This window comes from Desulfosporosinus nitroreducens (assembly GCF_023897015.1).
Classification (GTDB): domain Bacteria; phylum Bacillota; class Desulfitobacteriia; order Desulfitobacteriales; family Desulfitobacteriaceae; genus Desulfosporosinus; species Desulfosporosinus nitroreducens.
This window is the reverse complement of the sequence record NZ_JAMHFY010000029.1, coordinates 43,180-62,113: the sequence shown is the minus strand read 5'-3', so window position 1 is coordinate 62,113 and position 18,934 is coordinate 43,180. Positions and strand designations below refer to the sequence as shown.

Annotated in this window: 17 protein-coding genes and 1 riboswitch; of the genes, 8 read left to right on the top strand and 9 right to left on the bottom strand. The window is 39.3% G+C overall.

Features of this window, described 5'->3' with window-relative positions; translation table 11 throughout:
- The first annotated feature begins 52 nt into the window (after positions 1-52).
- The 5 genes from M8E35_RS22215 (at position 53) to M8E35_RS22195 (ending at position 7,193) form a co-directional block, all read left to right on the top strand.
- Positions 53-412: a DUF2695 domain-containing protein gene (locus M8E35_RS22215; RefSeq protein ID WP_252472604.1), complete on the top strand. Its 360-nt coding sequence runs from the start codon at positions 53-55 to the stop codon at positions 410-412.
- Between the two features lie 308 nt (positions 413-720).
- Positions 721-2,691, top strand: a complete 1,971-nt coding sequence (locus tag M8E35_RS22210; RefSeq protein ID WP_252472603.1) for a PAS domain S-box protein — start codon at positions 721-723, stop codon at positions 2,689-2,691.
- Positions 2,692-2,950: 259 nt separating this feature from the next.
- Positions 2,951-4,648 (top strand): methyl-accepting chemotaxis protein, encoded by a 1,698-nt coding sequence (locus M8E35_RS22205; protein WP_252472601.1) that lies wholly within the window; start codon positions 2,951-2,953, stop codon positions 4,646-4,648.
- 273 nt (positions 4,649-4,921) lie between these two features.
- Complete coding sequence (locus M8E35_RS22200) at positions 4,922-6,313, top strand: methyl-accepting chemotaxis protein (protein WP_309446496.1); 1,392 nt, start codon at positions 4,922-4,924, stop codon at positions 6,311-6,313.
- 163 nt (positions 6,314-6,476) lie between these two features.
- Positions 6,477-7,193 carry a M48 family metallopeptidase gene (locus M8E35_RS22195; RefSeq protein WP_252472599.1) on the top strand — a complete coding sequence of 239 codons (717 nt, stop codon included), beginning with the start codon at positions 6,477-6,479 and terminating at the stop codon, positions 7,191-7,193.
- A gap of 147 nt (positions 7,194-7,340) precedes the next feature.
- Here the strand turns inward: M8E35_RS22195 and M8E35_RS22190 are convergent, their stop codons facing one another.
- On the bottom strand, positions 7,341-8,120 hold the full coding sequence (locus M8E35_RS22190) for a CAP domain-containing protein (protein WP_252472597.1): 780 nt from the start codon (positions 8,118-8,120) through the stop codon (positions 7,341-7,343).
- A 225-nt stretch (positions 8,121-8,345) separates the two neighbouring features.
- Between M8E35_RS22190 and M8E35_RS22185 the strand changes: the two genes are divergently transcribed.
- Positions 8,346-8,744, top strand: a complete 399-nt coding sequence (locus tag M8E35_RS22185) for a TIGR02328 family protein (protein ID WP_252472595.1) — start codon at positions 8,346-8,348, stop codon at positions 8,742-8,744.
- A gap of 119 nt (positions 8,745-8,863) precedes the next feature.
- Here the strand turns inward: M8E35_RS22185 and M8E35_RS22180 are convergent, their stop codons facing one another.
- Positions 8,864-9,007, bottom strand: a complete 144-nt coding sequence (locus M8E35_RS22180) for a LysM peptidoglycan-binding domain-containing protein (RefSeq protein ID WP_252472608.1) — start codon at positions 9,005-9,007, stop codon at positions 8,864-8,866.
- Positions 9,008-9,363: 356 nt separating this feature from the next.
- Positions 9,364-9,936: a xanthine phosphoribosyltransferase gene (locus M8E35_RS22175; RefSeq protein WP_252472593.1), complete on the bottom strand. Its 573-nt coding sequence runs from the start codon at positions 9,934-9,936 to the stop codon at positions 9,364-9,366.
- Between the two features lie 351 nt (positions 9,937-10,287).
- On the opposite strand from M8E35_RS22175, the gene M8E35_RS22170 reads away from it, so the two are divergent.
- Positions 10,288-11,499: an NADP-dependent isocitrate dehydrogenase gene (locus tag M8E35_RS22170; protein ID WP_252472591.1), complete on the top strand. Its 1,212-nt coding sequence runs from the start codon at positions 10,288-10,290 to the stop codon at positions 11,497-11,499.
- A 381-nt stretch (positions 11,500-11,880) separates the two neighbouring features.
- On the opposite strand, the gene M8E35_RS22165 is transcribed toward M8E35_RS22170, so the two are convergent.
- Positions 11,881-13,038, bottom strand: coding sequence for a UxaA family hydrolase (locus M8E35_RS22165; protein WP_252472589.1), 1,158 nt, complete (start codon positions 13,036-13,038; stop codon positions 11,881-11,883).
- Between the two features lie 47 nt (positions 13,039-13,085).
- Positions 13,086-13,373 (bottom strand): UxaA family hydrolase, encoded by a 288-nt coding sequence (locus M8E35_RS22160; protein WP_252472587.1) that lies wholly within the window; start codon positions 13,371-13,373, stop codon positions 13,086-13,088.
- 198 nt (positions 13,374-13,571) lie between these two features.
- On the opposite strand from M8E35_RS22160, the gene hprK reads away from it, so the two are divergent.
- Positions 13,572-14,465 carry an HPr(Ser) kinase/phosphatase gene (hprK, locus tag M8E35_RS22155; RefSeq protein ID WP_252472606.1) on the top strand — a complete coding sequence of 298 codons (894 nt, stop codon included), beginning with the start codon at positions 13,572-13,574 and terminating at the stop codon, positions 14,463-14,465.
- Positions 14,466-14,578: 113 nt separating this feature from the next.
- Here the strand turns inward: hprK and M8E35_RS22150 are convergent, their stop codons facing one another.
- The 4 genes from M8E35_RS22150 to M8E35_RS22135 all read right to left on the bottom strand — a co-directional run bounded on the left by M8E35_RS22150 (position 14,579) and on the right by M8E35_RS22135 (position 18,506).
- Entirely contained in the window at positions 14,579-15,289 is a 711-nt protein-coding gene (locus M8E35_RS22150) for a C40 family peptidase (RefSeq protein WP_252472585.1), read from the bottom strand.
- Positions 15,290-15,638: 349 nt separating this feature from the next.
- Positions 15,639-16,418, bottom strand: a complete 780-nt coding sequence (locus tag M8E35_RS22145) for an ABC transporter ATP-binding protein (RefSeq protein ID WP_252472583.1) — start codon at positions 16,416-16,418, stop codon at positions 15,639-15,641.
- Positions 16,415-17,458, bottom strand: coding sequence for a FecCD family ABC transporter permease (locus M8E35_RS22140; protein WP_252472581.1), 1,044 nt, complete (start codon positions 17,456-17,458; stop codon positions 16,415-16,417). Before M8E35_RS22140 ends, M8E35_RS22145 begins: the two co-directional genes overlap by 4 nt.
- Positions 17,459-17,537: 79 nt before the next feature.
- Positions 17,538-18,506 (bottom strand): ABC transporter substrate-binding protein, encoded by a 969-nt coding sequence (locus M8E35_RS22135; protein WP_252472579.1) that lies wholly within the window; start codon positions 18,504-18,506, stop codon positions 17,538-17,540.
- A 139-nt stretch (positions 18,507-18,645) separates the two neighbouring features.
- A riboswitch (cobalamin riboswitch) is annotated at positions 18,646-18,831 on the bottom strand.
- Positions 18,832-18,934 lie beyond the last annotated feature (103 nt).

The following is an 18,934-nucleotide window of genomic DNA, read 5'->3' as shown; positions in this document are numbered from 1 at the left end:
AAAGGAATACTATTAATATGAAATATCTGGTACATTATCTTTTTGATTCTTTTTGTCTTTACATCCGAGCCACTATAAACTAATAAAAGAAGAAGTCACTCGCAGACTTGTCTCTGGAGTACAAACGATAAATCTTGAATATGACTCTCTCTATAATCAACAGAAAGCAAGCCTTAACAAGGACTGCGAATTACTAAGTTTACTCTTTCACAGAATGTTTTTTTACAGGTTAAATGAGAAACTATCCGGACTAAACTGTGACCATACGCTGCGTTTGAGCAAACAAATCCTTACTCAAATGCAATTAAGCAGAGGAAAAATTAACGAAATCTTTGAGGTGTTTAAAAAGAATGATGGAAATTGTGATTGTGAGATTCTTTACAATATCGAGAGCCAATTGATTGGTAAATAGCCTTCAATAATAGCAGGCTAAAGCCGATTTCGTATCAATAGGAATTTGGGAAGGCGTTAATATACGCCAAGCCAGGGGCTGGCAAAAGGACATTTTAATGGCTATGGCACATAAAGAAGATGATTTCTTTAAACAGGAGTCATCTTTTTTCAATTCCATAGAATATCTGAATGATTATACTAGCAGTGCCTATAGTTAGAAATGATACTGTGGAAAATTTTATAGCCAAATAATAAGTTTAAAAGGTAATCTCATTAAAATGTCGAATTATAGAATAATATGGAGATATATAAGAGAGAGGTAAATTTATGCCTAAGAGAATTGAGCATTATAGCATGGATAAGTACCAAGAAATTTATTTCTTTAGTCCAACGGCTATGATTATTATAGATATAGATACAGGGGACATTGCAGAAGTGAACCAAACCGCGATTGATTATTATGGTTATTCCACTAATGAATTCCTGAGGCTGAAGATATTTAACCTAGACATAGGGGAGCCGTCATTAATCTCTGAGTGGATGAAGGATATAAGCAGGCCTAAAAACTTGATTAGCAAACATAGACTCAAAAGTAGTGAAATTCGAGATGTAGAAATCTCTTCACGAATCATTAATTTAGAAGGAAAAAAACATATTATTTTATCAATTGTAGATGTAACGGAAAGATTACAGGTTGAAAAAGAACTGAGGGAGAACCGTGATCGTTTAGAACTGGTTCTCTCTAGTACAAAATCAGGGATTTGGGATTACGATATGATTAACGATTCTGCCTATATGGATAAACAATGGAAAGGGATTCTTGGTTATGAAGAACATGAGCTAACTGGTGGTGCAAAAGAGTGGCAAAGTCGTTGGCATCCCGAAGATAACGAGAAAATTACTCTGGCAGTACAACAAAGCAGGGATGGAAAGACCGACCATTATGAAGTCGAGCACCGTATGCGTCACAAAGATGGTTCATACCGGTGGGTCAATGCCACAGGGAAAATCATCCACAATGAAAAAGGGCAACCAGTACGGGCAGTAGGAGCCATGACTGATATTACCAAAATGAAAGAAACAGAGAGTCGAATATTAGAAAGCGAAAATAAGCTAAGGGACTTTGCTCAAGCTGTTCCTGATGCCAGTGCCATCGTTGACGAAGATGGCCGCTATATAGAGGTGTTTGGAAACAGTGGAGAGCAAATGGAGCCGAGTATAAAAATGCAGGGAATGACATTTCATCAATTGTTTCCTCAAGAACTTGCCGATTTGATGCTTGAAGACGTCAGAAATGTCGTAGCAACTGGCGAGAATAAAACGATGATTCGAGAAATGTATTTTGGGTCTGAGAAACGCTATATTGAAGGTCGTTTAGGTCCGATGCAATACCGGATGAACGGGAAGAGGACTGTCGTTGTAGTCATATCTGACATCACGGGGCGTCTTGAAGTTGATCAAATGCTTAAATTCACATATGAATTGCAACGTAAAAGTGATTTTATAAATGATATTCTTAGCTGCATGATAATTGACAATGAAAAAACACTCATAATGGCCAAAGAAATTGGGATTAATTTCGATAATCCGTTATATTGTTGCTTAATTCATCTCCAAGAATCTAATGTAAAAAATCAAAACGGCCAAATTTCTAAACTATCAAAGAGTCAAATGAATCAAATCCTCTATCTTATAAGTACTCATACAAAATATATTGTCTGGGATAATCGAGATAAAATAGGGGTATTGTGTCAGGACGGAAATTCACAGGACTCTTGGGAAAAAAGTATGAAAGCAGCGTCTGAACTTAAGGAGATAATTAGCAGAGCAAAACTGAATTTTAATATTATTATAGGAATAAGTGATATCCATTGTGGTGCTAACAGTTTAAAGAATAGTTATCAAGAAGCAAGCAACACTCTTATTTCAGCACAATGTCAAGTACAAGATCAAGGGGGAATTTATCACCATAAGGACGTGGGGCTTTTCCAGATTCTTTCTTTAATTTACGGAAAAGACTATTCCTTAGAATTTGTTAAGAAAATGGTAGGCCCTCTTATTCAACACGACTTTGAAAAAGGATCAGACCTTTTAATTACTCTAGAAGAGATTCTGCAAAATAATAACCTAAAAGATGCTGCGAATAAGTTATTTATTCATTATAAGACGTTGCTTTTTCGCAAACAACGCTTAGAAAAGATTCTAGGCGTGTCCCTCGATAATGTTGATATCAGGTTAGCCCTAGCTACTGCCATCAAATTACACAAATTGATGCTTAGTAATCCAACCCCTAGATAAAATAAGGGAATAAATATCCACAAAAGACAAGAAACGTATTTATTTGTTAAAAGTTATATCCACGAAGGATATAGAAAAGAGGTTTAATTAAATTTATAATATAGTCAGAGGATTTCATTAATATTGATAGTGAAATTCGAAAATGAACTGTTCACGGGATAATTAAGAATAGAATAAAATCCTACTTTTAATTTATTAAGATATTATATATAATTATAATGTAAGTATTTTACTTTACATTTAAAAAGGAAGATGAGTTATGAAGAGAGTTAATTTGAAATTTAAAGCTAAAATTATTTTGACGATAAGTTCCTTGCTAATATTCCTAGCAGTTGCTATTTTAGCAGACGTTTATTATCGAGTTAATGCTATGGTGGAGAAAAATGTAAGCCAACAAATTCAAAGCAGTTCAAAAAGCGGTTACAGACTACTGGATGAAAAATATCCAGGTGAGTGGCAAACTGATGGAGATAAACTCTTAAAAGGGACGAAAATAATAAATGATGATAACGAGTTAGTAGATGCTATAAAAAGCGATACGGACTCCATTAGCACAATATTTCTATTTGATACAAGAATTGCTACTAATGTTATGATAGATGGGAAAAGAGCGACGGGTACTAAAATGTCTGAACAAGTGGCAAATACAGTTATAAAGCAAGGAGAAATTTATGAGGGAGATGCGATTGTAACAGATAAGCTTTATCAGACAAAGTATACTCCGATTAAAGACTCCAATGGCAAGACAATTGGCGCTTTTTTTGTTGGAGTAGAAAAAGGCAGTGTAGCAGCGCAAGTAACCAAAATTATTATTTCTATTGCCACGTTTTCCATAGTTGCCATTCTATTGGGAATTATTATTTCGGTGCTCCTTGTTAGAAGTATCTCTAAAAACATTGCTAGAATTCATAGTTCCCTCACCAAAATTGCTTCAGGAGATTTAACAAATACCTGTGAGGTAACTTCAAACGATGAAATTAAAGAAATTGCAGATGGACTAAATAGTACGATACAAAACATTAAAAATATGATAATGAATGTACAAAGTGAAGCTAAAAATATAGAAGTTGTGGTAAGCAGTGTTTCGGAAAATGTAAATGCTTTAAATTCGGGTTTAGAAGATGTATCTGCAAGCACTGAAGAATTGTCTGCGGGTATGGAAGAAACTGCTGCTTCAGCAGAAGAAATGACAGCTACTGCTCAAGAAATTGAGAAAACTGTTGAATCATTAGCTAAAAGTGCTCAAAGTGGTGCATTAGAAGTCTTGAAGATTAATAATAGAGCATCAGAAACGAAAGAAATGGTTAATGTAGCACAGAAAAAGGCCTTCGACATATTCTTAGGGACTAAGGATGAACTTGAAATAGCTATCGAAAATTCAAAAATAGTTAACCAAATTAGTATTTTATCTGAATCCATAATGCAAATAACCGCACAAACTAACCTTCTAGCCTTAAATGCGGCAATAGAAGCAGCCAGAGCGGGAGAAGCAGGGAAAGGTTTTTCAGTAGTTTCGGAAGAAATAAGAAAGCTCGCCGAGCAGTCCAAAGATACTGTCATTAAGATACAAGATATTACAGTCAAGGTTATGAGTGCGGTGGATGGTCTTACTAACAGCGCCAATAGATTGCTCCAATTTATGTCGGCAGATGTTCATGACGATTATAGTACGATGCTCGATGTTGCGGACAGGTATAATGAAGATGCAAAGTTTGTAGATGATCTCGTTGCGGAGTTTAGCTCTGCTTCAGAAGAAATTTTAGCTTCGATGAAAGAGGTTTTCTTGACGATTGATGGAGTTTCCAAGGCAGCTTATGAGGGGGCTGGTGCAACGACAAATATTGCTCAAGAGGCCACAGAAATCACCCTGAAGTCTAATAGTATTTTAGAATTAACAAATAGCTCGAAGAAAAGTACCGAAAAATTACAAGAAGAAATTTCTAAGTTTAGGTTTTAATAAAATTAGCCTCTTTATTATGGTTCTAAAGTTAGCCTAATATTAAGGCACATTCTTTATGTCAATAGAGCAGTTATTTATCCTTCAAGGATAGATAAGCTGCTCTTTTTGTTTGAAAATATATCTATGTGAATCATAGAATTTAGAATCTAATGCACCTATAATAACTCTAAGAATTCAAAATGGTAAATTGAGTTCGAAAATTTAAAAACTTGCTATAACTAGGAAAGAATTTCAATGTGAAATTATTTTAATTTTTGAAGCTAAGGGGACGTGAGCGAAATATTATTCTCTAAAAAAATATTAAAGGAATCTCCGATAGGTGACGAAAAGTCAGATTATGAAAAGTTATATCAGTGTTTAAAAGGGTGCAATTTTACACACAAGATCGATATCGACCTCGATTCTTCAAGTCCTTTAAATCCGGCTGTTGAAATTTTGAATCGTGTCATCTCGGAGCAACAAGACTCGGTGAAGCTCTCATTGAAAAATCTTGATAGAGCAGTTCAAGATCTCACAAGTATGACGTCGATTCGTCAGATGCTAAAACAAATTCAAGAACAGACCATGCAACTGGGAAATCTTTCGGCGCAGGCTGAAGAATTAGGTGCTGCCGCCAGTGAGGTTGCCGTATCAGCAACCAATTCATCAGGATTTGTAGAGGAATCAACCAAGGCCGCAGTTTCTGGAGGACAAAAAATTGAACAGGCTATCCAATTTGTGGAGCATTCCTTTGATGAGTTTGAAAAAGTTAGTCAGCAAGTTCAGGAAGTTATGAGTTCAATGCAGGAGATAGAGCAAATTGTGGGGGTGATATCAGGAGTTGCGGACCAAACTAATTTGTTAGCTCTCAATGCGGCCATTGAGGCAGCTCGGGCGGCAGAACATGGCCGAGGCTTTGCAGTCGTTGCAGATGAAGTGCGTAAATTAGCGGAGTATACGAAAGGATCAGTTTCGGATATTAGTCATAAAATTGCTGACTTAAGCCATAATTCAGTAGAAACAACAAAAAAGATTACGTCACTTAGTCAGACAATGCAGAGTGGAAAGTCTGTGATGCAAGAGGCTGCCGAGTCCCTGCAACAAATTATTCGGAATTTCGAGTCTGTTGCTCATGACATGCATAATATTGCAGCTGGAAGCGAGGAACAAAGTGCTGCAAGCGAGGAATCTTCAAGGAGTATTGGTACGGTGTCCCAGGCTTCGGAGAATATCAATGATATCGCTATGATTACAGGCCAGGGGATTTATAACCTCAGTCGGGATCTGCAAAACATTAGGTTTGAGCAGATTCAGAGAGTCCCTGAAATGGATATTCTCCAAGCCTTAGAACTATACAAGACGGACCATCTGCTCTGGACTTGGCGGATATACAACATGATATTGGGCTTTGAAAAAATTAAGTCTAGTGAAGTTGGTAATCACCATGATTGTCGTCTAGGAAAATGGGTAGATAATTTAGCAAACAATAAATGCGCCCATTTACCTGCTCTTAATGATTTAAAAGTCCCACATAAACAAGTTCATGAGCTAGCCCGCCAAGCAGCAGAAGCTTTCGAAGGAGGAAATTCCGCAAAAGCAGAACAAATTCTTGTGCAAATGACCAAAGCTTCTCAAGAGGTTGTTAACATCTTAAACCAACTTCAAACTGAATGTAGAGATTGATTGCTGAACTTGCGTGCAGAATACAAAGTAACCCTCAAAGTGATTAGGTAGGATCGCTTTGAGGGTTACTTATATGTAAGACTATATCGAGCGTATTGACACCAATCAAAGATTAGGCTACTGTAAAATTTGAAAGGCCATATTCAGTAAGGAGCAACCTTTAATGGAACAACTGACTATAAGAGATCATACTATTCCTTATGAGGAACGAAGGAGTACTCGTTATCGGAGAATAACACTGAGCATTCTTGAAGATCGCGTTCGCATTTCAGCGCCCAAGAATGTGTCTGCCAAGCAACTTAAAGACTTAGTGAATGCCAAGCAGGAGTGGATTTTAAAACATTGGCTCGTGAAGCAAGATGCGATGAAAAGCCCTGCAAGATATATCGATGGTGAACAGTTTTTGTATCGTGGAAATACCATTGAGTTAAAAATCATAAGGTATCCACGTAAATTGATTAGAGTTTTTCTGGAGGGTCAATCGCTCGTGGTCAATTTGCCTATGGATTTACTAGAACAGGACTGTGCGTCGAATATCATGGAAGCACTCAAGTTATGGTATAAAGCGCAAGCGCGCAAGATTCTGCAGGACAAGCTTGATATACAGGCCAAGAGAATGCAGGTTTCCTTCCAAACATTTCGACTTAAGGAACAGAAGACAAGATGGGGGAGTTGTTCAAGTAAAGGTAATCTTAATTTGAATTGGCGTATTATTATGGCCCCTGATCCAGCGATGGATTACATAATTATTCATGAGCTGGCCCATTTAACCCATCTCAATCATTCTAATCAGTTTTGGCAGAGGGTTGCAGAGTTTATGCCGGAATACGCAGATTGGAGAAAGTGGTTTAAGGATCATGGGCAAAATTTAAGACTGTGATGACCAAAACCAGCTCTCAATCAATCATAAAAACGCCTATGTTAAATTGATTATATAACTCCCCCTAGAGCACTTATCATATTACTCTCGGGGGGAGTAATGATTTTAAGAACTTCTTATAATCGAATAAGCTTTAGCAATTAAAATTTAACGTCCGACAAACATTTGAACAAAAACTTTCCCATAAACAGGGCTGGGAACAATACCTATACCTATATAGTTAAAGCTGGGATTTAAGATATTCTTACGGTGGCCTTCTGACTGCATTAGAGCATTATGAGCAGCTTCTACTGTTGAGTTTCCAGCAAGATTTTCGGCAGCTGTTTGGTATGTTACGCCAAACTTGTTTAACATATCAAAGGGGGAACCATAAGTTGGCGAAGTATGGGAAAAATAATTGTTATCTACCATATCTTTTGCTTTAATTTTGGCGACTTCCATTAACTTGGTATCTGTTTTTAGGGGAGCAATCCCAGCCTTTGAGCGCTCAGTATTTATTAAATCAAGCATTTTTTGTTCATCCACTCCAATAGCCGGCTGCTCAGGACTGGGAGCCGGAGTGGGTGCAGGAGTTGGAGCAGGTTCCGGAGCTGGAGTGGGTCCTGGAGCAGGACTTGGTGGATAATATGGGTTAGCATATTTGTCTGTAATTAATCCTACAGTATCATTTTCTAAATGGACTACCCACCAAGCACCTATTTTGCCAATACAATCTACTATTTGGCCCTTATAAAGTAAACCGACTTTTATAGTTGATGCAGATGGTCCTGATCTTACGTTTAGAGAGGCTGCTGTGATTTTTACTTGTGCGGGTATATTTGTTCTATTGAATGGGGTTTGAGCATTAAGTGTTGAGGTAAATACAGTAGCTGTTAGCAACATACTAATAACGACTGAACTTAAAAGTTTTAAGTATTTCGAGTTCATTTGTTTTTCCTCCTTTTAGTGTACATTCTAAAATATGTTTAGTTTTAATCAAACCAAAGGTTTTTATGACAGAGAAATAGTGGGATTTAGTTTGAGTGACTTGAGTTGGTAAGATATAACTTAGCTGTTTAATGCGAATATTTTATCACCCTTAGAGCAGGATAAAGACGTATTGCGGAAATTATTATATAGGTAAAAACCTCAAAAAATAAGGGAGAGTAGTGTATGCGTCTATGGCATGAAAATTTGCTCCCACTTTTGCCAAGACAACAACTTTTGGGACAGCATAGGGAATGCTGTGCACTTCGCGGGAACAGTTGGGGAAAGCCTCATTCTGTAGTTGATTACGTTTTTCGCTATTCTCTAGAACGACTGTGGAGCTATCATATACAGGTAATGAATGAGATGAAGGGGCGCGGATACAATCCCGAAAGTTATTGGATTGATCCAGGATACCGTGGGAAATCGGCACCGCGATTCCAGCCTGATTATCGAGAAATTCAACATCTGAGAGACGAGAAAAGCGAGATGTTTCTTGTGTATCCCGAACACAATGAAAAGTACCTTAATGAGTGTTTGGAAAACCTGCGCAGTAAAGGAATAATCATTTTGTTCGAGGGATGAAAGAGGCAGAGTTAATACAGTTTGACCTGGCTGGAAGCCAATAAAGATAAGATAAGAGGATGTCTTGTAAGACATCCTCATTTAAAAGTAAATTTATTTTGTTTTATCAAGCAGGAAGGTTAATGAATTTTAATTCTCTGACCAACATAAATCAGATCAGGGTTCTTTATCGAAGGATTTTTATGAAGCAAATGATGAACAGAAGTGTGATGATGATGAGCTATTTTCCAAAGGGTATCCCCTGACTTTACTGTATGAAACATCTTATGCAAGATAAGCACTCCTTTTTCCTGTTTATTCCATATTATGCAAGGACAAAATTTAGAAGTGCACGGTCATATAAATATGAACCCAGTTTCTTTTCATAAATAATTTTATAGAATTTGATCTGCAAAAGTTGGTTCGCATATATAATTTTAGAGCTTTGTCGAGTTCTTCATCAATAATAGATTTCTCATAAGAAGTCGTCATAATTGCGTCTAGCACGCCTAAAGTTCTATAATATAGCGCATTGCTAATAAAGTAAACAGTTCTTCTTCTGTTTTCGAAACTATAATTTAAGTCGCAAAAAAAGGCACAAAGCTAGGGGTCAATCCCTAGCTTTGTGCTTAATTTTAGCCTATTTAAAAAATACTTGGCCGTCTTTCAACGCGTCGATAATCGCTAAAGACTCTACCTGCAAGCCTTTATCCTCTACGAGTTTTCTTCCCCCTTGAAAGGATTTTTCTATGACGATACCCACTCCAGAGATTTCAGCGTTGCTCTGAGATACCAAACTAACTAAACCCAGGAGTGCACTGCCACTAGCAAGGAAATCATCGATAATCAGTATCTTGTCATTTGGGGATATAAATTCTTTGGATATTTTAATGGTATATTCCTGGTCTTTAGTATAAGAATAAACTTTCGATTCGTAAACATCGCGATTCATATTGAGTCCGGCATGTTTTTTTGCAAAGACTACTGGTACATGATCAAAATATTGAGAAGTAATACTTGCAATGGCTATACCAGAGGTTTCGATGGTTACAATTTTTGTAACTTCTTTACTTGAAAACCTGCGTTTGAATTCCTTGCCTATTTCATTGAACAAGGTGATATCCAATTGGTGATTCAAGAAACTATCAACTTGAATGATTCTATTTTCAGTTATTCTAGCGCTATTACGAATTTTGTCCTTCAAGAGCTTCATGTGGTAAGATACTCCCTTCTAAGTATACATTACTGCTTTTAAATAGAGTAGACATGCGAAATGTATTAATGAATAGAATAGCTTGATAATCGAAAAAAATCAATTTTAATTTTTAAAGTTAGGCAGGTTTTTCAATTTGAAATGCGGAGGTTAGTAGCTTGATTTAAAAATCTGGGGCTTTTATAGGGGTTAAAGATCAAGGTTAACGAATAATATTGTATAACGGAGATAAAGCTAGTTGATAGTGTGTTTGAGGAAAAGGAATAACATTTATTTTGTCGAAGTATAAAAACATTAGATATAGGACAAGTCCTACATTCAATGAGCCATCACTAAGGAGGAAATCGAAACGTGCAGAAAATTCAAATGAATGTCCCGTTAGTGGAGATGGATGGAGATGAGATGACTAGAATCATCTGGAATTCCATTAAAGAAATCTTACTTAAACCCTACATCGAATTAAAAACAGAGTATTATGATCTTGGTCTCCAGAAACGGGATGAAACAGAGGATCAAATCACAATTGATGCTGCTATGGCAAACAAAAAATATGGGGTAGCTGTCAAATGTGCGACGATTACACCAAATGCTCAGAGAGTGGAAGAGTACAACCTTAAACAAATGTGGAAAAGTCCTAATGGCACTGTAAGAGCGATTCTTGATGGAACTGTTTTTCGCGCTCCGATCATTGCGAAGGGTATTCAACCATTAATACCTTCATGGAAGAAACCCATTATAATTGCCCGTCATGCCTATGGAGATATCTATAGAAATGTAGAGTATAGAGTAGGCGGACCTGGTAAGGCCGAGCTTGTCTTTACCAACGAAAAAGGGGAAGAGACTCGTCAGACGATTTTTGAATTCAAAGATAAGGGTGTTCTCATGGGAATGCACAATCTTGACCAATCCATTGAAAGCTTCGCACGAGCATGTTTTAATTATGCGCTTGAAGTAAAGCAGGATTTGTGGTTTTCCACCAAAGATACAATCTCCAAGCAATATGATCATACCTTTAAAGATATCTTCCAGGAAATTTATGATCAGGAATATAAGGAAAGATTTGAAGAAGCTAAGATAGAATACTTTTATACTCTCATCGACGATGCAGTCGCCAGAGTGGTACGCTCCGAAGGAGGTTACATATGGGCATGCAAAAATTATGACGGTGATGTTATGTCTGACATGGTCGCTACGGCCTTTGGGAGTTTAGCAATGATGACGTCAGTATTGGTATCACCGGATGGCGATTTCGAGTATGAGGCTGCCCATGGTACTGTTACTAGGCATTATTATAAACATCTTCAAGGGGAAGAAACTTCGACGAATTCAATGGCGACAATTTTTGCCTGGTCGGGTGCCTTAAGAAAACGCGGAGAACTTGACGGATTAAAGGAATTGGTTGAATTTGCCAATCGATTAGAGGAAGCTTCATTGAAAACAATTGAAGCAGGAATTATGACAAAAGATCTGGCGCTTATCTCGGAACTCCCTAATAAGAAAACTGTCAGTACAGAACGTTTTCTTATTGAGATAAAGCAGACACTTGATAAAATACGCGGATAATTATGATCCAGCTCCACCGGTCGCTGTGAAATGCCGATGGAGCTTTTTTCTTGGAGCTATGTTAATTGGATGAATGGTAAAGAAGTGAAACCGTGAAAAGGTTTACATGGTTTCCTAAATAAAATGCTTTTAGGTGGTTATGTGCTGGGACATAGGGGTGCGCAGCACCAAGTTTGGTTAAAGGATAATATCGACCTGGTCCAAGTGTGGATTGGAGTCAAAAGGAGCCCTTGGCCGGTAATCGCCGGCGAGGGTTCCTTCTTAAATAATGAGAATCATATGAAACTGAGCAGTACTGATGAGGGTTCAATAATTTCTTCGACGGTGTTAACTTGTATTAGTGATGACCAAGAAGTTTTTTCTACCGTAAATTTCGTCTGATTAATAAGTGGGTGCGATCTTGTAAATTCCAAATTCTTTATATCCTAAGCTCTCTGCTTTTGTTCTTCTTCCATTTGACACTGCCAGGATTTCTTCAAAAACTCGATGTCCAACTTGCTCGATGGTTTCTTCACCAGAGACAATGGGGGATGCATCAAGGTCGATGTTGTCTTCCATCGTCTTATAGGTCCGACTATTTGCGGTAATTTTGATGACCGGTGCAATCGGAGAACCGGTTGGAGTTCCGCGTCCCGTAGTAAAGATCACAACCGTAGCTCCACCAGCGAGCATTCCTGTAATAGATTCAATGTCTTGACCAGGCGTATCCATGATATAAAGCCCTTTGCCCTTAGGGATTTCTCCATACTTGAGTACGTCTTGAATGGGGGCATGACCTGCTTTATAGATACACCCTAAAGATTTTTCTTCAATGGAGCTAATGCCGCCAGCAATGTTACCAGGGGTAGGCTGTCCATCACGAATGTCGACGTTTAAAAACTTTGCCCGTTCTTCACAGTCGTGCACTATCTGAAATAGTTTTTCAGCAACTTCCGGCGTCTTAGCTCGACGTGCAAGGACATGTTCTGCTCCGATAAATTCCGTGGTTTCAGACAACATGACGTTGCCTCCGGCAGCAACTAATAGATCAGCAGCGATACCGGCAGCAGGGTTAGAGGCAAGTCCTGAGGTGAAGTCAGATCCTCCGCATTCTATAGCTAAACTTAGTTCGCTGATATCGACTTTTTGGGGTTGAAGATGTGAAACTTGGCGGACTAATTCACTTACTTTGCGCAGGCCTTCAGCTTCAGTTTTTAAGGTGCCGCCGATTTCCTGGATAATGACTACCTCAACTGGTTTGCCGGATGCAGCAATTTCAGCGGCAGTTTCTCGAATAGGAATCCCTTCACATCCAAGACCCACGACAAGTACGGCAGCGACATTTGGATTTTTGCCGAAGCCAATCAATGTTCTAACAGTTTGCAGGTGGTCGGGACCTATTTGACAGCAACCGTGTTGATTGGGAAGTGCCACTGCTTCTGGAATTTGATTGGCTATATTTGCAGCGACGGTGCTCGAACAGACGGAAGTGGGGATAATTAAAATATGATTACGAATGCCTACTTTGCCATCGGGACGGCGATAACCTAATATATCCATGAGTTCTTCCTCCTTAAGATCAATGATGTTTCTATTTCATAGAATAATTATTTATCTCTGCGTCCACGTCGACTTTCTAAATTGTGTACATGAACATGTTGTCCAGGTCGAATCAATTCAGTGGCGACCCCGATACTTTCAGCATATTTGAGGATATCTTGTCCGACCTGAATTGCACAAATAGCAAGTTTATGTCCAAGGGGAATGTCTTCTAATAATTGGAGAGAATGTTCTGATTGACCGATAAAAAAATGAATGATAGTACCAGAAGGGAAGTCTTCCACTACTGTGGCAACGTTATCTTTATGGTTTATCACGACGGCCTGCTTCTTCAAGAGGTTACCTCCTATTACTGTAAATATAAATCACGTCTAACCCTTAGAATATCGGAAACAGGGGGGGATTGTAAATGCTTTCTAAATATTTTAAGGACAAAAGGAAGCAAGATTTTCAGAAATAGTTTATAATATATTTCTATAGTGGGAAACATATGAAAACGGAGGGGCATCCCCTGTTTGGAAAGAGGGTTAAAATTGCTTACGGTAAACCAATTGGTAGAGAAATTTAATTTTGAGGTCTTAGCAGGGCATGTGGGATTGGACAAAGAGATTACAGAATATAGCTTAAAACGTCCGAGTGCTGAATTGGCGGGTTATTTAGAACATTTGACGCCCAAACGTATTCAAGTATACGGTCGGACTGAATTAGGACTAATACAGCAATTCGATTATTCTGTGCGCCGTTCGAAACTCGCTCAAGTAATGCTTGCAGAAGTACCTTGTGTAATTATTACCCGGGGTTTAACCATTCCCCTGGAGTTTATCGAATTGGCCAGTGAGCGGAAGATTCCTCTCTTAACAACCCCTCGCTCTTCAACCCAACTTTTTTATCTTTTAATTCGTTACCTTATAAACCAGTTAGCTCCCAGTACTAATGTTCAGGGAGTGTTAGTTGATGTTTACGGAGTAGGGCTTATGATCACTGGGGAGCGAGGGATTGGCAAAAGTGAGGCCGCTTTGGAACTTATAAAGAGCGGGCATTTGTTAGTTGCTGCTGATGTCGTGAAAGTTCGCCGAGTTGATGAAGAAAGGTTGATGGGCACTGCACCAAAACGGATTCGGCATCAGCTTGAAGTGCGTGGTTTAGGCATACTTGATGTTACGACGCTTTTTGGGGCAGGTTCTGCGAGAGATGAAAAAGTAATTAACTTTATTGTTCACTTAGAGGAATGGAAACAAGATAAGATTTATGATCGTATTGGGATTGATCCTCCTAAAACACGACAGATCTTAGGGATCTCGGTTCCAGAGATCACGATTCCGGTTCGGCCGGGGCGTAATCTTGCAACGCTTATGGAAGTGGCAGTGATCCAAAATTGGAATCGCAATTGCAAAGGGCAAGTAACGCCTCCTATCAGAAACATGTGAAGAATAAAGTGATCAAGCTTATACATAGCGGGGGGCTAACAAAATCAAAGATGTTTTGTTAGCCCCCCGCCTTCATAATTTTTGAGCTGAATAGCCTGACTCATAATGGAAGGCTATAAGACTCGTTTTGCTCCGACATAAGCGGATTTCCAATAAGTTCCCATGGTATAGATGGTTACGCCTTTAGAACTAGATGCATTGATAAATTGACCATTGCCTACATAAATTCCATCGTGGTCAATTACTCCGTTTTTAGCTAAAGAGAAGAACACTAAGTCTCCAGGTTGCAGATTGCTAAATGAGACAGAAGTACCTATTTTAAACTGATCACGAGAAACTCTAGGAAGATTTATGCCGTTTTTAGCAAAAACATATTGAACGAACCCAGAACAGTCAAATCCGGCCGGTGTAGTTCCACCGAAGACATATTTTACTCCGATATATTGTTTGCCAGTAGCGATAATGGCACTTGCTTTCGTTGGTTGTGAGGACGGTTTGGCGGTTGCAGGTTTACTCGGAGTACTGCTTGAACCTGTTGATCGAGATGGCTGTACCTTTTTTGCCGGAGTGTTAGCTGGAGCTGGTGTTGTAGAAGGGGTGCTTGTGTTATCGGGAATGGGGACAACTTGTGGGTCTACAGTAGGTTGGGGTACTGTGAGATCTTTTGTCGTTTCTGTCGTCGCTACGGCAATGGTTTGAATTTCTTGAGCATCCATTTTTTCAGTTATTGTTATTGGGGCAGCTGTGATAATTGTCACAAAGAAGAATGCTGATAAGACGGGAACTAGGAGAACAGACCACTTTATATTTTTAATAGTTTTCAATTTCGTCATTCCTTTCGTTTTCGTTATTTGTGAAGAGTTAAGACTAAAAATAATACTCTTGGCTGAGGTTTTGAAATCTTAAATGGCTGGATGCCGTGATGACGGATTAAAGGGAACTCCCAACTGAATGAGTTGATTGAAGTTGTTTCCTTAGTATAACGGATAATTATCGGCTTGTCTTTGGTAGATGTTGGTTCCGAAGTAAAAGAGAGGGATTAGCTTTTTAGAAAAAAGCTAATCCCTCTCGGTTTGAATGGTATTACAATAAGGCTTCTTGCGATTATTCGCAGAGGCCTTATTGTATGTGCTTTGTCAAATATTTTTGGAAATAACTCTGATAGAATAAGGGTTATTTGCTGGTGAGCAAAAATTGGGGTACTTGGTGGACAGGGTGATTAATCATAATGATTTCGGTTTTATAGATTGAAGATATGGTGGCGGGTTGTAAAACATCGTGAACTTCCCCGCAACTTTTAATGTGTCCATTATCCAAGAGCAAAAGACGATTACAGTATTGACTTGCAAGATTTAAGTCATGTAAGACCATAATTACGGTGATTCCCTCAGATTGGTGCCATTCTCGGACGTGTTCCATAACGAGCATTTGATGTCCAATATCTAAAAAGGTGGTCGGTTCATCCAGAATCAGAACCCGCGGCTGCTGGACCATGGCTCTTGCTAAGGAGACCATTTGACGTTGTCCTCCGCTCAGGTTATTTACCGGCTTAGTTCGTAAATTCCAGAGGCCTAGTTTTTCTAATGCAGTTTGAACTATCTGTTCATCCTTAAGAGATAGGTCTGAGAGGGGCTTTAACCATGGATAACGTCCCATGGCAACGACCTCTTCTACCGTGAACGACAGGGGCGGGATGCCTTCTTGTTCTAAAACTGCTATAATTTTTGCCAGCTCTCGTTTTCGATATGAACGAATAGATTTACCATTTAAGAGAATTTTCCCTCCACTAGGTTTTAGTAAACCACTCATGGTACGAATGAGTGTGGATTTCCCACTGCCGTTCGGTCCGATAATCCCAAAGGTCTCTCCAACTTTAATCTGAAATTCTATGTCTTGAAGAACTGGGATCGTTCCAAACTGGTGCTGAACGTGTATTACATCGAAAAGGTTCATACATGCCCCCTCCTCAGTCCTTTTTTTAGTAAGTACGCAAAAAACGGTGCTCCGATAAATGCGGTGATAACACCGATCGGAATTTCTCGTGAAGGAATGATGCTACGGGCTAAGGTATCCGCCCATAATAGGAATATTGCCCCTGCGAGAGTGGATATTGGCAATAAAATTCGGTGGTCAGGACCTACCAGTAAACGCATTAAGTGGGGGACAATGAGCCCAACGAATCCTATGATTCCGACAACCGAAACGGCCGCCCCTGTAAGTAAGGAACCAACGACTAAAACCCATATTTTCTTTTTTTCGACATTCATTCCAAGATGGGTCGCAGCGCTTTCCCCCAGTGAAATGAGGTTGAGGTCGCGCTTCTGAAGTGATAAATAGAAGAAACCCAAGGCGAGATATGGAATCAGCATCCCGACGTCTTGCCAAGAATGGTTAGCTAAACTTCCCATCATCCAGAATACAATTTCTTGCATTTGTTGACCCGATATGGCAATCAAGAAGGAAAGAAAGGCCCCAATCAAAGATTGAACAACGACACCGGCAAGAATCAATGTTTCCCGGTCACGTTGTCCGTGATGCTTGGCAAGTGCCATTACAAACCAAAGAGAGAGTAAGGCCCCTGAAAACGAAAAAAGCGGCGTGGTTAAGTAGCCTAACAGAGAAGAATTTCGAAAGAAGAGTATGGATGTCGCCGCTCCAAAAGCGGCACCCACGGAAACCCCAAGGATGTAAGGATCTGCAAGCGGGTTGCGCAACATGCCTTGAAAGGCAACCCCTGTTGAAGAAAGCATCGCACCAATGACAAGAGCCAAAAAAACACGAGGCAGGCGCAAGTTCCAGACAATAGCGTCCTGTGCCAATGTCCAAGTGGGAGTCAAGTCGAACAGAGGGAGGTGGTTAAGCAGAATCTTCAGAGTTAGGGTAAATGGCAGATGGACAGAGCCAATCATGACACTTAACACCAGGGACATAAGAAGGAGTGCAAAAAGAGCACCCGTCCATATGATTTGTTTAGTTCTTATTATTTCTTCCATGAAAATTCCACCTTAAGGATGATACTTAGTTGGGCATAGCAACGTGTAGCGTATTGAAGAAAGAGTCGAAGAAATGGAGTTATTGAAAAAGGTCAGGATACAATGCTTTTGCAATTGACTCTAATCCATCTACAATTCTCGGTCCGGGCCTAGTTACCATGTTACTATCCAGACCTACCACATGTTTGTTTTTTACAGCATCTATGTTTTGCCAGCCATTACGCGCTATAATGTTTGCGACAGCATCTTTTTGATAATAATCATAGGTCTCGAAAATAACTTGCGGATTTTTGGTAATTACTTGTTCACTATTATACTGTCCCCAACCTTGGACATCATCAGCAATATTGATTCCCCCAGCCTTGGTCAGCAATTCATTGAGAAAGGTTCCTTGACCTGGGGTGAAGAGGTTATCATCGACTTCAGTCCAGACCTTTAAACGATCAGCACTATTAATTTTTGATACCGTTTTAACAATAGATTGTTCTTTTTCCTTCATAGCAGAAACAAGCTGGTCTGCTTGTTTTTGTGTGTTTGTAAGTTGTCCGATGGTCTCGATGGTGAGATAGGTAGCCTCAAGGGTTTGGGGATTAACGGTTATGACGGGGACTTTCAGATTGCGGATTGCTTCGATGCTCTTAGGATCATGGCCCATTAACCCCAATACTATGAGGTCAGGGTTTAATTTTAAAATTTGCTCGATATTAGGGTTCAGGCTGTCTTGGAAAACATACTCTGTCTTTTTTTGAACGTCCACAGGATAGTCATCCCATTTTGTCACGGCCACAACGTTTTCTTCCAATCCCAGAGCGAAGAGGGTCTCTGTTGCGGAGGGAACCATGGAGACGATCCTTTTCGGTTGAGAGGATACGGTCACGTTATTCCCAGAATCGTCTTTGACGGTTAGGGGATAAGCTGTTTCAGTTGTTGGATCTGTCTTGGGGACGTCGGATTGTGCGTTAGACTTTGGTGTTGTACTCCCGCATCCAGTGAGCAAAGCGAGAGAGAATAATAAGATCAGGAGTGAGAGTGTTTTATTTTTAAGCATGGTTATCGCCCTTTCCTTTGGTATTATTCTGACGAATAAACAAAAGCCCCTTTATCGCTTATGATAAAGGGGTTTAAATCATGGTGCTTAACTGCGTTATACGCATATAGCGCCTAATCCCTTTCCTCGAAGGATATAAGCCTGTTTTGATAAATAGGCAGGTCTCCTGGCTTATGGCTTTGCAGTTCCACGCCTTCCCATCATTTGACAGTGGCCTATTGTGGAATACTTCCATATACAGTGGCGGGACCGCGTCGGTTTTTCCGAACTTCCCTCTTCATCCTTCTTAAAACTTAAGAAAGAAACCTATTCATCATACGATATTATATTATCTATATTCTAGTCTATTTTCAGTCAATAACCAAGAGTATTTAGGCACTGAATAAATAAGTTTAACTGTTTTTGTAAACAATCATTAGTGTAACTAA